The organism is uncultured Eudoraea sp., assembly GCF_947490415.1.
Lineage (GTDB): Bacteria > Bacteroidota > Bacteroidia > Flavobacteriales > Flavobacteriaceae > Eudoraea.
In genome coordinates this window covers 492,272-507,658 of the sequence record NZ_CANLGX010000004.1, presented here as the reverse complement: position 1 = coordinate 507,658, position 15,387 = coordinate 492,272, and the positions used below count along the sequence as shown (strand labels likewise).

Sequence of the window (15,387 nt, the reverse complement as noted above, 5' to 3'; positions counted from 1 at the left end):
ATTATTTTCACAGGACAAACAGCCCAATAATACTAAATTAAAAATAGTCCTTGAACTTGTGGTTTCTTTTGGTTTAATTACTAAATAGACCAATAGTACCATTAATGAATTAACTTATAATGAGAAGAATTCGTGTTAAAAAGCGGCTCTTCTTCTATTGTATTGTATTTTTGCACGGCTAAAGAAAACCCATGCGAACAAAGTCGGTAAAAAAAAATAGAATAAATGTTGTAACCCTTGGATGCTCCAAAAATGTTTACGACTCTGAAGTTCTTATGGGGCAACTCAGAGCGAATGACAAAGAGGTAGTGCATGAAGAGGAAGGGAATATAGTTGTGATAAATACCTGTGGGTTTATAGCAAATGCCAAAGAGGAAAGCGTGAATACCATTTTGGAATATGTAGATAAAAAACAGTCAGGAGAGGTAGATAAGGTGTTTGTTACAGGATGCCTTAGTGAGCGTTACAAACCGGATCTGGAAAAGGAAATTCCAAATGTTGATGAATATTTTGGGACCAGTGACCTGCCTAATTTATTAAAGGCCCTTGGTGCTGATTACAAACACGAATTAATAGGGGAACGTCTAACAACCACCCCTAAAAATTATGCCTATCTAAAGATTGCAGAAGGCTGTGACAGGCCTTGTTCTTTTTGTGCAATACCACTAATGCGAGGTAAACACAAGAGTAAGCCCATTGAGGAATTGGTTATCGAATCTCAAAAACTGGCATCTAATGGGGTCAAAGAACTAATACTAATTGCCCAGGACTTAACTTACTACGGACTTGATCTGTATAAAAAAAGAAATCTGGCCGAATTATTAAAAGAACTTGCTAAGGTGGAAGGAATAGAATGGATTCGCCTTCATTACGCCTTTCCAACAGGGTTTCCTATGGATGTGCTTGAGGTTATGAAGAATGAACCAAAAATCTGCAAGTATCTTGACATCCCGTTGCAACATATTTCGGATCCTATCCTTAAGAGCATGCGCAGAGGAACTACCAAAGCCAAAACTACCGCGCTTTTAAAAGATTTTAGGCATATGGTTCCCGATATGGCCATCAGAACTACACTAATTGTTGGTTATCCTGGTGAAACGGAGGAAGATTTTCTGACTTTAAAGAACTGGGTAGAAGAAATGCGATTTGAGCGACTTGGTTGTTTTACTTATAGCCATGAAGAGAATACGCATGCTTATAAACTGGAAGACGACGTGCCAGAAGAGGTGAAACAAAATAGGGCGAATGAGATTATGGAGCTTCAATCCGGTATTTCATGGCAGTTAAACCAGGAAAAAATAGGTAAAACCTTTCGTTGTATTATTGATCGTAAGGAAGGCAATTATTTTATTGGAAGAACCGAATATGATTCTCCGGATGTGGATAATGAAGTTTTGGTGGACGCAAAGAACTTCTACGTTAAAATAGGAGAATTCGTAGAACTTGAAATTACAGATGCGGCAGACTTTGACCTTTATGGGAGACCATTGAAATAAGGTATTTTGGCCTAAATGGTATAATTAAACCGTTACAGATCCTTTTAGTTTTAAAGCAGGACATTAGAGATCAGATTTTCAACTGTAGGATGGTCATTACCACCGGCTGGTTCAATAGTGATATTAAAAGATTCGGCCCTGTCTATGTATTTTAAAGGGATCAAATCTCTGTCCGGCGGTAACAGCCCCATATTTATCATTACACCATCAACATCGGCCCACATTTGATATGTTTTATCTTCCTCTAAAGGCGGGAGGCCCTGAGAATTTACCATAACAATTTTTGTAGCATGATTCACGTACGCCACCGCCCTTGATTCGGGAAATATCGTATTGCCTTTAAGTAACAAAGGAATTACATTACGATTGTTTATGGTCTGATAACGCTCATTGGTAATTTCAAATGATTGTTCCAGGTTTGACAAACGATCCTGCAAGGCTATAGTCTGTTCCTGTAGTGCTTTTAAGTTATCTTCAGCGGTCTGCCATCGATTGTAAAACCAAAAGGAACTTAATGCAAAAATTGCAGCAAAACTGGCAGCTACAGCAAGTCGGCCATAATTGAACGTATCATTTTTTTTAGGACTAGAAATGTCCTTTACTTTGGTATTTTCACCACTAGTCTCTATTGCCTTGCGTAAAGCTTTTTTTACACTATCGGGAGGTAAAATTGCATTCTCGAATGCAATTTTTTCGAATTCTTCTTCAAGTCCCTCAAATATTGATCTTAAATCTGCATCTTCTTTTAGTACCTTTTGAATTAGGATTTCCTGTTCATCTGAAAGTTCTCCCAAAAGATACTGCTCTAAAAGCCCGTCTTCTAAAATCTTTTTCTTATCCATTTCCAAAAACTTGGGTTAATAATACAAGCAATGAAAGCTCTGAGCGTCGTTCCCGCATTTTCATAAGGGCTTGTCTTATATATGATTTGAAAGAGCCTAACGGCACGTTCATTTCCTTATGGGCCTCCTGATGTGTTAGTCCTTTAAAATAAACTAAATCAATTGCCTGCTGATGTTGAGGTTCCAATTCTGCTAAAATCCCATTCAAATTAGAATAATCGGTAACCTCTAAATCTGTGTTTTTATTTTCATATACACTTAAATCTTCTGTTTGGATGAGCGGAGTAGATTTTCTAAGTGCATTTAAAGTGGTATTTTTAGCGATACGATACGCCCACGTATAGAATTTTCCTTTCTCGGGATCATAAGAACCTATTTTTTGCCAAATTTTAATAAAACTTTCCTGCAAAAGGTCCTTGGCCAAATCTTCTTCTCTGCACATCCTTAATATTACGCCATAAAGTGCACCGGAATACTTGTCATATAAGAGATATAAGGCATTCTTATCTCCATTAAGAAGTTGGTTGATGAATTCAGTGTCTTTTGGGTCTGCTGCCATATAGTTATGTTAAAGATATGATAAAAAATCACTTTGCTCATCCATGGTTCTAAATGATGTGTATTTAACAATGCAAAGTGCACATTAATAATTACTAATATTAAATCTTTAAACAAATCATGAAAAAAATTTTCTTAATTCTTTCAACGGTAGCTTTAGTGTTTTCTACTCAAACTGCCACCTCTCAAGATAAGGCCATGAATATTGTTGATATTGCTGCATCTGTAGACGATTTTTCAACATTGGTAACTGCTTTAAAAGCTGCAGATTTGGTTGGCGCTCTTCAGGGTGATGGACCTTTTACAGTTTTTGCGCCAGTTAACGCTGGTTTCGCTAAGATAGATTCAAATACTATGAATTCTTTATTAGCACCTGAGAATAAGGAAAAGTTAGCGGCTATTCTAACTTATCATGTAGTGGCTGGAAAAATTGCTGCTGCTGATGTTGCCAGTGCTTTAAAATCTGGAAATGGTAAAGCTGAACTTACAACGCTTAATGGTGAAACTCTTACTGCAGTTTCAAAAGATGGCGGGATTTATCTAATGGATAAAAACGGAAATTACAGCAAGATTGCTAAGACAGATGTAATGGCTTCTAATGGCGTAATTCATATCATCGAAGACGTAGTAATGCCTTAATACAATCTTAAATATTAAATTTAAAAGCACCGTTTTACGGTGCTTTTTTTCGTTTTAATTCATAATCGTAAAATTCCCTTCCTAAGGCAGCTAAAAACGGAATACCTATCTCATCATATTCATAATTATCGTCGTTGAATATTCCATCAGAATTGACTAAAATGGTGGCGGTCAGCATAAATTCTACATTATTTTTTTCATCCGCTATATAAGCACAATCGGTTAGGGTACCATAGGCAAAGCCTACTTTATTATATATTTTTATGTGTTCGGGAATATTTTCTTTTGAATCTCCATAGATAAAAAACTTGCAATAACCGTCATAATATTCTTGTGGGTCATAACCTGCGTCTTTGGGTAATGTATGCATCGCGGTTAACAGAAATTCTCTTTGATCCTCACCAAGATTAAACCTTTCATTTGTCTTGAATAATTCAGGAAATATGATTCTTTTCAGTACTCCGTGTTGAGTACTAACCGGATAATAATTTTTATAGCTGAAATCAAAAGGTTCGCTATGTATTGAATCATTTTCATAAAACCCATCCCCCTTTTTTATTCGTTTTAAATTAAGAGGCATGGGCTCTGAATTTATAATAGGTGTGGATGTGCCTGTAGTACTATCATTAATATATAATATCAAAGGCTTTGTAGTAACGTCATCGGAATGTATTCCTAGTCTGTGCGAAATTCTCACAGGATGGATACCCTTGTTTTCAAGCCTGGAATTAATGTCATCCTGTCCCTGGAATTCAAGTAATCTGTTGTTTGCATGATTGTCACTAACAGATAAAATTTTGGTAATGTCCTCTGCAAAGGTGTTTTCAACTGAATCCCCTTCAATATAATATCTAGTATGCCTGTTTATTGAATCTATAAGGTTTAATTTTTCGAGCGCAAGTACAGCAATAGGCAGCTTAACAGTGCTGGCAGGATAGAAGTAATTCATATCATCCAACTGAAATTCATAATCAGTTAGAACAATGCTATCGTCGCTTCGATCTATTTGGGTATAAAGTATTTGGACTTCATATTGATCAACACTGTCAATAACTTTTCTGATTGATGTGTTTGGAGAGGCCAAAACCAATGCCATAGGGTTATTTTCTTTACTCTTGGTCTTGCATGCCAGCAATAATAATAGTAGGAGAATAGTTAGTTTTAAAATTTTCAATACAAAGAATATTTAGTTAGTTCTGCTGTTCCGAATAAACTTCACCCCTGTGAGGTATGAGGGCGTCTCGTACACTTGGCATATTAACTTCTTCGACCACCATATATGCAATGCTGTGCATAGAACTTAAATCTGCATTCCCGGTAATGTTTGGACTCAAATTTTCAGCCTCTATATAATCTTTCAAATGCTTTTCGTGATGCATGGCAACCTCTTTGGCTGTAGGCCCTCTGAAATCCCAAATTAATTTAATTTTTCTACTCACAGTTGTTCTAGTTATTTAGCTACCGAGATACCTTTCTCTGCAAATGCCTTAAAATCACTTAAAGATTTAGCAGACTGTTTTTTAAATGCCCCTGGCATTATAAATCCCATTAATTTCATCATGAATCCTGAAAATTGAAATTCTGATTCCGAAATCCACTTGGTAGTGTGGTCATCAATAACTTCAAAATAGTTCTTTTGAAAATTATGAACACCTTTCGCGTCATAAGTAGCGTGGAATTCATAAGGAAAATTATTCTTTATGATCGTTTCAATTAATGTCATCTCTCGTTTGCCAATTTTATAATTCAATTCCATTTTTGCACCTTCTTTTGTGGGCTCATCAGACAATTGTTTAAAACCTATTAGTCCTTCCTGCCAATGTTTCATATTATCCGGATCATCCAATTTTTTATGTACTTCTTCACGGGAAAGGCTGATTGTTATTTCAGTAGTATATTTCATAATACTAAGGTACTTGGCACTACTAATGTACTAAATAAAAATGTGGAGGTACTAAAAATCTGTTAATCCATATTGCTATTATTTGCCCAGCAGGATTGAATTCTTATTTTTGTCAAATGCACTTTTTAAACCTACAGACAAAAGGTATCAGAATATATGCGATAATAATAGCATTGGCAGCCTTTTTATTTTCCTGTAATTCTTTTTTGAAGAATGATAGTAATGAAAAACCCTTAGCCAGAGTAGGGGATACTTATTTATATTGGGATGAGGTAGAGGTTGTTCTTGGCGAAAATATCACAAAACAGGATAGTGCATCTATGGTTACCAATTACATAAATAATTGGGCAACAAAACAAATACTTTTAGAAAAAGCCAAGATTAATTTACCCGATGAAAAGATCACCGAATTTGAACAATTGGTGTCTAATTACCGCACAGACCTATATACAAGGGCTTATAAAGAAGCTTTGATAAATCAGGCAGAAGATACACTAATCTCTCAGGAAGAATTAAACAGGTTTTACGACGAAGAGAAGGAGAATTTCAAGCTCAAGGAAAAAATCATTAAACTCAGGTTTATTCAATTACCCCTGCAGTTTCTTAATACAAAAGAAGTAACAGAGAGCTTAAGAAGATTTAATGAGGAAGACATTAGATATTTGGATTCCATAGGAGTGCAATTTAAAAAGCTTAATTTTAATGACTCACTTTGGGTTTCTGCATCAAGGGTGATTGAAGAAATACCTCCCTTGAATATTGATAATGAAGACAGATACTTAAAAAAATCACAATTTTTTGAATTAGAGGATGCAATGGGGGTATATTTGACAAAGATAAACGATGTGCTTGACGTTAATGAAATTGCGCCACTCTCGTACGTCGAACCTACCATAAGACAAGTACTTCTTAATAGAAGAAAATTAGACTACATAAGAAAACTGGAAACAGAAATTATAGATGAAGCAACCAAGGAAAAAATATTTGAAGTGTATGACAAACAGGAATAGCGTATTATTCGTTTTATGCTTTTTTATCGTTTTTGTCAGTGTAGAAGCACAGGAAAATGATTCTATCCCTGATACTCAAATAGAACCGCCAGAAACTGTTGTGGTAGCTGATATAGATGTAAAAAAAGATACCGTAAACACTTTTAAGAGGATAAAGCTAGATGGTATTTCGGCCGTAGTTGGGGATTACCTGATCCTGGACTCCGATATTGAAAAAACGCTGATAGATTTGCGCAGCCAGGGAGCTGCTATGGACGATATTACGCACTGTGGTTTATTGGGGAAATTAATGGAAGACCGTTTATATGCCCATCAAGCCGTGCAGGATAGTATTTTGGTGTCTGATGATGAGGTAAATGCCACCAGTGACCGTCAAATGCAGCAATTGGTGCAGCAGGTGGGATCTATGGAAAAAGTCCTAAATTTTTATAATAAGGAGAGTGTTGAAGATTTCCGGGAAGAATTGTACAATATTAATAAGTTGAGAATGTTGTCGGAGAAAATGCAGCAAAAAATCATCAGTGAAATTGAAGTTACCCCAGAGGAAGTAAGACAATTTTTTAATAAAATTCCCGAGGATGAAAAACCTGTTTTTGGTGCAGAACTTGAAATTTCACAGATAGTTAAGATACCTGAAATTCCTGAAGAGGAAAAACAAAAAACAATTAATAAGTTAAATGAAATAAAGGCAGATTGTGAAGATAATGATGCCAGTTTTAGCGTTAAGGCAATCTTATATTCACAGGATCCCGGCTCCAAGTCCAAAGGCGGTTTTTACAGCATGACAAGGGAAACCCCTTTTGTTAAAGAATTTAAGGATGTGGCTTTTAGTTTGCGCCAGGGTGAAATTTCTGAACCATTTGAAACTGATTTTGGGTACCATATTATATATATTGAAAAGATAAGAGGACAGGAGCTAGATTTGCGTCATATTCTGTTGCAACCAGAGATACCTCAATCTTCTATCGATAAAGCCAGAATTGAGTTGGATACGATACGAAAGCATTTGATAGAAGGTAAATATACTTTCGCCGAAGCGGCATTGAATTTTTCAGATGAAAAAGAAACTAAGTTTGACGGAGGGTTATTAAGAAATCCAATTAATTTTGATTCGCGTTTTGAACTCACGAAGATGGATCCATCTTTATATAATCAGGTAAGGAACTTAAAGGACAACGAAATATCGCAACCTACCCTGGAGCAGGATCCAAATGGAGGTCCCCCCAGGTATAAAATTTTGATGGTTAGTAATAGATATGATGAGCATGAGGCAACTTTTGCTCAAGACTATATTAAAATTCAGGAACTTGCACTAAGAGATAAGCAGTTTAGTACTATTAGGAAATGGCTTAATGATCATATTGCAGATACTTATGTAAGTGTTGGCGGAGATAATAGAGATTGTGAATTTGCCAATAATTGGGTAAAGGAATAACCGGATGTCTGACGTTACAGCAATCAACAATTTAGTAGCCAAGCACAGGGCTTTAAAAAAAGAAATAGCTAAGATAATTGTAGGGCAGGACCAGGTAATTGACCAAATTCTTTTATCTATCTACACAGGGGGTCATTCCTTGCTGATTGGTGTGCCGGGCTTAGCCAAAACCTTAATGGTAAATACAATTGCCCGTACTTTGGGACTCGACTTTAAGAGAATACAATTTACACCTGATCTGATGCCTAGCGATATATTAGGTAGTGAGATATTAGACCAGAATAGGAATTTCAAATTTATTAAAGGGCCTATTTTTGCCAATATAATTCTTGCAGATGAGATTAATAGAACACCACCTAAAACACAAGCAGCTCTTTTAGAGGCCATGCAGGAAAGAGCAGTAACAATAACGGGAGTACAACATAAACTTTCCCGGCCGTATTTTGTTCTAGCTACACAAAACCCTATTGAACAGGAAGGTACTTATCCCCTTCCGGAAGCGCAACTTGATCGATTTATGTTTGCAATAGAGTTAAAATATCCATCTATTGCAGAAGAAACACAAGTAGTTAAAACAACTACCAATGATGAATTCCCTGAAGTGAATCCCTTATTTAATGCAGAAGAGATTCTGGAAGTTCAGCATTTGGTTAGAAGAATACCTGTTCCGGACAATGTTGTGGATTATGCGGTAAAATTGGTAAGCAGTACCCGACCGGGATTAGAGACTTCTTCGGATTATGTAAAACAATACCTGGATTGGGGTGCCGGACCACGGGCTTCTCAGAACCTAATTTTAGGGGCCAAGGCCCACGCTGCAATTAATGGCAAGTTCTCCCCTGATATAGAAGACGTGCAGGCTGTGGCAATGGGAATTCTGAGACATAGGATAATTAAGAATTATAAGGCAGAGGCCGAAGGTATCTCGGAGGAAGATATTGTAAATAAACTTCTTTAACATCTTTCGAGGACATTTAATAAAGAAGAAACATGGTCATTTTTCGTATCGGTCTGAAGGTTTTAAAAAGTAAAGATTCTCATATGCATAGGAAATCTGATTTCCTGTTTTTCTTAAAGTAGGATGGATTTGAAAATTAATTATCATATATCCACAATTAATATGTAATCCCATTCTAAAAATTTCCTTTACCACGTGTATTTTACTAATTTTACGGAATTCAATTAACAGAAAAAACTCAAAATAATGGCATTTGATATTGACATGATTAAAGGGGTTTACGCCAATATTGCTGAGCGTATTGACAAGGCTCGTGATATAGTTGGAAGACCATTAACACTTTCCGAGAAAATATTATATGCCCATCTTTGGGAGGGTCAACCTACAAAAGCTTTTAGAAGAGGTAAGGATTACGTAGATTTTGCACCGGATAGAGTGGCATGTCAGGATGCAACTGCTCAGATGGCACTTCTGCAATTTATGCAGGCGGGTAAACCTAAAGTTGCAGTTCCAACTACGGTACATTGCGATCATTTAATCCAGGCTAAGAGCGGGGCGGCTATTGATTTAAGAACTGCCAATACTGCAAGTGCTGAGGTATTCAATTTTTTAGAATCCGTTTCTAATAAATACGGAATAGGTTTTTGGAAGCCAGGAGCTGGAATTATTCATCAGGTAGTTTTAGAAAACTATGCTTTTCCTGGAGGTATGATGATAGGAACAGACTCACATACTGTAAATGCGGGAGGCTTGGGAATGCTGGCTATTGGTGTTGGAGGAGCAGATGCCGTAGATGTTATGGCAGGCATGGCATGGGAACTGAAGTTTCCAAAATTAATTGGTGTCAAGCTCACGGGTAAAATTTCAGGTTGGACTTCTGCTAAAGATGTGATATTAAAGGTTGCTGGTATTCTAACTGTAAAAGGGGGAACCGGAGCAATTGTAGAATATTTTGGTGAAGGGGCTAAGAACCTTTCTTGTACCGGAAAGGGCACGATATGTAATATGGGTGCAGAAATAGGTGCTACTACCTCCACCTTTGGTTATGATGCCTCTATGGAACGATATCTTCGTGCAACAGACAGAAGTGATATTGCCGATGCGGCGAATGAAGTAAAGGAGTATCTGACAGCAGATTCAGAGGTCTATGCGGAACCGGAGAAGTACTTCGATGAACTTATAGAAATTAATTTAAATGATCTAAGACCTCATCTTAACGGTCCTTTTACACCAGATTTGGCCACTCCTGTAGGTGAACTTGGTCCTAAAGCCAGGAAAAATGACTGGCCTATTCAGGTTGACTGGGGCCTTATTGGGTCATGTACCAATTCTTCCTATGAAGATTTAACCAGGGCTGCATCTATTGCAAAACAGGCGGTGGACAATAATATAAAACCTAAGTCCGATTTTGGAATCAATCCGGGATCAGAACAAATCAGATTTACTGCTGAACGAGACGGCCTATTGCAGATATTTGAAAATCTGGGGGCAACCATTTTCACCAACGCATGTGGTCCTTGCATTGGACAATGGGACAGAAGTGATCTCAAAGGGGAGGAGAAAAACACTATTGTGCATTCTTTTAACCGAAATTTCTCTAAAAGAGCAGATGGTAACCCCAACACGCATGCCTTTGTAGGTTCTCCCGAAATGGTAGCAGCCATTGCGCTTTCTGGAAGATTGGATTTTGATCCTATGAACGATACACTTTTAAATGAAGATGGAAAGGAAATTAAATTAAAAGAACCAGAGGGAATTGAATTACCTCCAAAAGGTTTTGAGGTTGATGATGCGGGGTACCTCGCTCCTGATGAAGATGGCAGTGGGGTTGAAGTAATTGTAGCAAAAGATTCTGAAAGGCTGCAGGTTTTGGAACCATTTGTCCCAATTTCTTCGGATAGTCTTCAAAACATGAAGCTTCTGATTAAAGCATTTGGTAAATGTACTACAGACCATATTTCAATGGCTGGCCCATGGCTTAGATACAGAGGTCACCTTGATAATATTGCTAATAACACTTTGATCGGCGCTGTAAATGCCTTTAACAAAAAGACCAATTTTGTAAAAAACCAATTGAATGGAGAATATGGTGGTGTGCCGGATACGCAGAGAGCGTATAAGGCCAAAGGTATAAAGACCATTGTAGTTGGTGACCACAATTATGGTGAAGGATCTTCCCGTGAACATGCGGCTATGCAACCCAGACATTTGGGTGTAGCGGCGGTCCTTGTAAAGTCTTTTGCCCGTATTCACGAAACCAATCTGAAAAAACAGGGGATGTTAGCATTGACTTTTACTAATGAAAGTGACTATGACCTTATTCAGGAAGATGACACTTTTAACTTCATTGATATTAAAGAATTTGCACCAGATAAACCATTGACTATTGAAGTTGTACATGCAGATGGTACCAAGGATTTAATCCAGGCGAAACACACCTACAATCTGCAGCAGATTGAATGGTTTCACCAAGGCTCCGCTCTTAATGTTATAAAGAAGGATAATGCGGCATAATTCGCAACTGTAATTAAGTAAAGTAACTCCCGATATTTCTCGGGAGTTATTTAGTTTTGTCAATCAACAATAATATGAAAGTAAGTAGGAAAACCATACTCAATATACTATTCATGGCTTTCGTGCTTTCATTTTTTGTGACTCCACTTGGGTATTATGGTAAAATTTTATTGAACCAAATATTTTCCTTTCGTCCGGAGGTAATTGAAGTTGCAGAACAACAACAAATATCGGATTACAACTGGAAGTTAAAAAATGCGAATTGGGAGTTCTTCAATTTTGAAAAATCCAAAGGAAATGTAGTTTTTATAAATTTCTGGGCTTCATGGCGATTGCCCTGTGCGGCAGAACTTAAAAGTATACAGAATCTTTATGATAAATATAAGAATAAGGTCGATTTCTATATTATAACTGATGAAGAGAGACTTCCCGTAGAAGAGTTTATGAAAGAAAATAAATTTACTTTTCCGGTAACCTATCTTATTATTGGTGAGAGATCTCCCTTGGCTATTCTTGAGCCGCCTTCTTCATACATAATTGATAAAGAGGGCAATATTCGCGTAAAACAAAAAGGAATTGCCGATTGGGATAATAATACAATCTATAATCTGCTCAATGAACTAACAAAATAGAAGTGAAATTAAAAAGGACACAGCTAATCAATATTGCGATAATTCTATTATTGGCGCTTTATTTTTTTACACCGATAGGTTTTCACGCCAAAGTATATCTTAACAGGTTAATATCTCATAATCCTGTTCCTGTTGAAGAGAGAGCTCAGCAGTTTTTAGAGGATTATGATTTTAAACTGGTAAATTCAAAAGGTACTGTGGTGAATCTCAAAGATTACAAGGGTGATGTTATATTTATAAATTTTTGGGCTACCTGGTGTCCACCGTGTGTTGCAGAAATGCCCGGTTTACAACTGTTGTATAACGACTATGGGGAAAAGGTCACATTTTTATTTATTGCCCGGGATAAAAAAGAAAAGGTGTCGAACTTCATAACAAAGAAAAATTATAATTTACCGGTTTATTTCGAATCTGGATTTACACCAAAAACCCTTTATTCCCCGGCTTTGCCAACAACGTTTATCATTGATAAAAAAGGGAATATTGTTATAGCAGAGACAGGATCTGCTGATTGGAACTCAGAAAGCGTTCATATTTTATTGGATGGTCTCTTAAAATAATAAAAACTTGGAAGCGTAGGAATTGACTGTTATACCGGATAATTATTTAAGACTATTTATTTCTTAAAATACTTAAAAGGAACAAACAACATACCAAAACACTCTCCATCTTCTTTACCAATATGCTTATGGTGCATTTTATGTGCTCGCCGTACACCTTTGGCATACCAGTTATTTGCATTTCTAAACATTTTAAACCGTTGGTGAATAAAAATGTCATGAACTAAAAAATAAGTTGCACCATACGCCATAATTCCAAAGCCTAAGGGCCAACCGTACCAGAAAGACGTATAGGATGCTAAATAAAAGAAGGTCATGCTAACAACTGCATAAAAAATAAAGAATGCATCATTGCGTTCAAACCAGGAACCATGATCTTTTTTATGATGATCACTGTGCAAAACCCATAAAAACCCATGCATTATGTACTTGTGAGTAAACCAGGCCATAAACTCCATAAAACCGAAGGTGCCAAGGAAAACTAAAATCCAAATTACAATTTTCATGCTAATATAAGTTCAGTTTATAATTTACATAAGACTTTGCAAGAAGTCCGAATTTTTGATAGTTAGGAACCCGTATTCTGGCATTTTTAATTTCCAAAGACGGTGTTTTTTGTAACTTGTTCAGCAATTTATAATAATATTTATAGGCAGTATAAACACCAAATTTTGCTTCATTAGGAAGCTCAACTATTCCGTCATATCCCATTTTAAAATCTGCTTTGATCTCTTCAACAATCCTTAGTTTAGACGTTTCATCTAATTCCAGGAGGTTGGTATTTGGAAAATAAGAACGATTTAAATGCTCATAATCTGCCTTAAGGTCTCTGAGAAAGTTAACCTTTTGAAACGCAGACCCTAAAGCCATGGCAGAAGCCTTTAGTGCTTCATAACGCTCATCGTCTCCTTTAACAAAAACGCGAAGACACATTAGGCCTACAACGTCCGCAGATCCATAAATATATTCTTTAAATTCTGCTTCCGTACTATAAACGCTTTTCTTGAGATCCATTCTCATACTTTTCATAAATGACATTACCAAATGATGTGGAATTTTGTATTTATGGTAAGTATGTTGAAAGGCATTTAATATAGGATTCAGGCTTATTTGGTCATTTAAGCTTGCCTCAAGATCCCCTTCAAATTTGTTAAACAATGATTCTTTGTCATAGTCATGAAAAGCATCGACTATTTCGTCTGCACATCGAACAAAACCATATATGTTGTAAATGTCACTCCTTATGGAGGAGGATAACATCTTTGTAGCGAGCGAAAAGGATGTACTGTACGACTGGGTTACAATTTTGCTGCATTCAAAAGAAATATGATCGAAAATTGCTTTCATCTACTAACTATTAATTATTTTTCTCCATCAATTCGGAAACTAATTTTCCCGAAATCAAAGAAGGAGGAACTCCTGGCCCGGGGACTGTTAATTGCCCGGTAAAAAATAGATTATTAACCTTTTTGCTCTTCAAACCGGGTCTCATAAATGCCGTTTGTGATAATGTATTTGCCATACCATAGGCATTTCCTTTATAAGAGTTATACTGTTCCTTAAAGTCATTCACACAAAAAGACTTTTTAAATATAATATTATTTTCAACAAGCTGCCCTGTACGCTCCTGGAATCTTTTCAATATAATATCAAAATATTGATCCCTAAGTTCTTGAGTATCCTCTAAGCCTGGGGCTATGGGAATCAGGAAGAACCCGGTTTCTTTATTATCTGGCGCCATGGTTTTATCTGTTACAGAAGGGAAGTTTGCATAAAATAATGGTCTTGTTGGCCATTTAGGATTGTCATAAATCTCAGAGGCATGTTCACTAAAATCTGTGTCAAAAAAGAGATTATGATGTTCAATATTTTTTAATTTTTTATCAAATCCAATAAAAAATAGTAAAGAGGAAGGTGCAAAGGTTTTTCTTTGCCAATATTTTTCAGAATATTGCCGATAAGGGCTATCCAACAGGGTTTCTGTATGATGATAATCGGCACCACTTAATACCATATCTGCATCAATTATTTCAGAATTCACTAATATCCCAGTTGCCTTACCCTCACGTACAACGATCTTTTCTACTGGGCTATCCGTGTGAATTGCAACCCCTAATTCCAGCGCTAAAGTTTTCATTCCAATAATTATCTGGTACATTCCTCCTCTGGGATGCCAGGTTCCGAGTCCAAAATCTGCAAAATTCATAAAACTATAAAACGCCGGGGTGTTACTGGGCTTTGCTCCAAGAAATAACACAGGAAATTCCAGTGTGGAAATAAGTTTCGGGTTTTTAAAATTTTTTCGGACTTCCTGACTTATTGTTTTAAAGAATTGGTCTACTCTTATTATGGTATCCTTCGTTATTAGCTCTAAGGGTGAAAGCCCGGGACGATAGACTATTTCATTAATGGCAATATTGTAATTTTTTTGAGCCTTGGCAATAAATGTTTTAAGATGCTTGGAACTGCCTTTTTCAATTCGTTCAAATTCCTCGCAAATTTTATTCATGCAGTCCCCGATCGTTATAACATCGTCCTCAAAGAAAATTTTATAAGCAGGACTTAATTTATCCAATTGGTAATAGTCTGAGGTTTGTTTGCCAAAATCTGCAAAGAATCGGTCAAAAATATCCGGCATCCAATACCAACTAGGACCTATGTCAAAGGTAAACCCTTCAGTAATGAGTTGTCTGGCTCTTCCACCCACTGTATCGTTCTTTTCAAAAAGACTAACATTAAAGCCTTTTTTAGCCAGATAGCAAGAGGCCGAAAGGGATGAAAACCCCGATCCAATGATTACAACTTTTTGTTTGTTGCTATTCATGGTTTGACTGCTATTT

At 36.6% G+C, this 15,387-nt stretch carries 16 protein-coding genes; 8 read left to right on the top strand and 8 right to left on the bottom strand.

The window, feature by feature from the left end; genetic code table 11:
• Positions 1–191 precede the first annotated feature (191 nt).
• Positions 192–1,496, top strand: coding sequence for a 30S ribosomal protein S12 methylthiotransferase RimO (rimO, locus tag Q0874_RS13470; RefSeq protein ID WP_299163908.1), 1,305 nt, complete (start codon positions 192–194; stop codon positions 1,494–1,496).
• Between the two features lie 50 nt (positions 1,497–1,546).
• Here rimO and Q0874_RS13465 read toward each other — a convergent pair whose 3' ends face one another.
• Together Q0874_RS13465 and Q0874_RS13460 are read right to left on the bottom strand one after the other, a co-directional pair.
• Positions 1,547–2,338, bottom strand: a complete 792-nt coding sequence (locus Q0874_RS13465; protein ID WP_299163907.1) for an anti-sigma factor — start codon at positions 2,336–2,338, stop codon at positions 1,547–1,549.
• On the bottom strand, positions 2,331–2,897 hold the full coding sequence (locus Q0874_RS13460) for a sigma-70 family RNA polymerase sigma factor (RefSeq protein WP_299163905.1): 567 nt from the start codon (positions 2,895–2,897) through the stop codon (positions 2,331–2,333). Before Q0874_RS13460 ends, Q0874_RS13465 begins: the two co-directional genes overlap by 8 nt.
• A gap of 119 nt (positions 2,898–3,016) precedes the next feature.
• On the opposite strand from Q0874_RS13460, the gene Q0874_RS13455 reads away from it, so the two are divergent.
• Positions 3,017–3,535: a fasciclin domain-containing protein gene (locus Q0874_RS13455; protein ID WP_299163904.1), complete on the top strand. Its 519-nt coding sequence runs from the start codon at positions 3,017–3,019 to the stop codon at positions 3,533–3,535.
• A gap of 34 nt (positions 3,536–3,569) precedes the next feature.
• Here the strand turns inward: Q0874_RS13455 and Q0874_RS13450 are convergent, their stop codons facing one another.
• Genes Q0874_RS13450 through Q0874_RS13440 form a run of 3 tightly spaced genes read right to left on the bottom strand, consistent with a single transcriptional unit; the run spans position 3,570 to position 5,438 of the window.
• Positions 3,570–4,709: a serine hydrolase gene (locus Q0874_RS13450; protein WP_299163903.1), complete on the bottom strand. Its 1,140-nt coding sequence runs from the start codon at positions 4,707–4,709 to the stop codon at positions 3,570–3,572.
• Between the two features lie 16 nt (positions 4,710–4,725).
• Complete coding sequence (locus tag Q0874_RS13445; protein ID WP_299163902.1) at positions 4,726–4,974, bottom strand: hypothetical protein; 249 nt, start codon at positions 4,972–4,974, stop codon at positions 4,726–4,728.
• A gap of 11 nt (positions 4,975–4,985) precedes the next feature.
• On the bottom strand, positions 4,986–5,438 hold the full coding sequence (locus tag Q0874_RS13440; RefSeq protein WP_299163901.1) for an SRPBCC family protein: 453 nt from the start codon (positions 5,436–5,438) through the stop codon (positions 4,986–4,988).
• 116 nt (positions 5,439–5,554) lie between these two features.
• Between Q0874_RS13440 and Q0874_RS13435 the strand changes: the two genes are divergently transcribed.
• The 6 genes from Q0874_RS13435 (at position 5,555) to Q0874_RS13410 (ending at position 12,547) form a co-directional block, all read left to right on the top strand.
• Positions 5,555–6,448 (top strand): peptidyl-prolyl cis-trans isomerase, encoded by an 894-nt coding sequence (locus tag Q0874_RS13435; protein WP_299163900.1) that lies wholly within the window; start codon positions 5,555–5,557, stop codon positions 6,446–6,448.
• On the top strand, positions 6,432–7,883 hold the full coding sequence (locus Q0874_RS13430) for a peptidylprolyl isomerase (RefSeq protein WP_299163899.1): 1,452 nt from the start codon (positions 6,432–6,434) through the stop codon (positions 7,881–7,883). Before Q0874_RS13435 ends, Q0874_RS13430 begins: the two co-directional genes overlap by 17 nt.
• A gap of 4 nt (positions 7,884–7,887) precedes the next feature.
• A complete protein-coding gene (locus tag Q0874_RS13425) occupies positions 7,888–8,841 on the top strand; it encodes a MoxR family ATPase (RefSeq protein WP_299163898.1) in 954 nt (317 codons plus the stop codon).
• Between the two features lie 246 nt (positions 8,842–9,087).
• Positions 9,088–11,355, top strand: a complete 2,268-nt coding sequence (locus Q0874_RS13420) for an aconitate hydratase (protein ID WP_299163897.1) — start codon at positions 9,088–9,090, stop codon at positions 11,353–11,355.
• A gap of 74 nt (positions 11,356–11,429) precedes the next feature.
• The gene (locus tag Q0874_RS13415) at positions 11,430–11,987 is read left to right on the top strand and encodes a TlpA disulfide reductase family protein (RefSeq protein ID WP_299163896.1); all 558 of its coding nucleotides are present in this window, start codon (positions 11,430–11,432) and stop codon (positions 11,985–11,987) included.
• A gap of 2 nt (positions 11,988–11,989) precedes the next feature.
• Entirely contained in the window at positions 11,990–12,547 is a 558-nt protein-coding gene (locus Q0874_RS13410; protein ID WP_299163895.1) for a TlpA disulfide reductase family protein, read from the top strand.
• A 56-nt stretch (positions 12,548–12,603) separates the two neighbouring features.
• Here the strand turns inward: Q0874_RS13410 and Q0874_RS13405 are convergent, their stop codons facing one another.
• Genes Q0874_RS13405 through Q0874_RS13395 form a run of 3 tightly spaced genes read right to left on the bottom strand, consistent with a single transcriptional unit; the run spans position 12,604 to position 15,371 of the window.
• On the bottom strand, positions 12,604–13,053 hold the full coding sequence (locus Q0874_RS13405) for a sterol desaturase family protein (RefSeq protein ID WP_299163893.1): 450 nt from the start codon (positions 13,051–13,053) through the stop codon (positions 12,604–12,606).
• 1 nt (position 13,054) lies between these two features.
• Entirely contained in the window at positions 13,055–13,894 is an 840-nt protein-coding gene (locus tag Q0874_RS13400; protein ID WP_299163892.1) for a phytoene/squalene synthase family protein, read from the bottom strand.
• Positions 13,895–13,904: 10 nt separating this feature from the next.
• Positions 13,905–15,371 (bottom strand): NAD(P)/FAD-dependent oxidoreductase, encoded by a 1,467-nt coding sequence (locus Q0874_RS13395; protein ID WP_299163891.1) that lies wholly within the window; start codon positions 15,369–15,371, stop codon positions 13,905–13,907.
• Between the last annotated feature and the right edge of the window lie 16 nt (positions 15,372–15,387).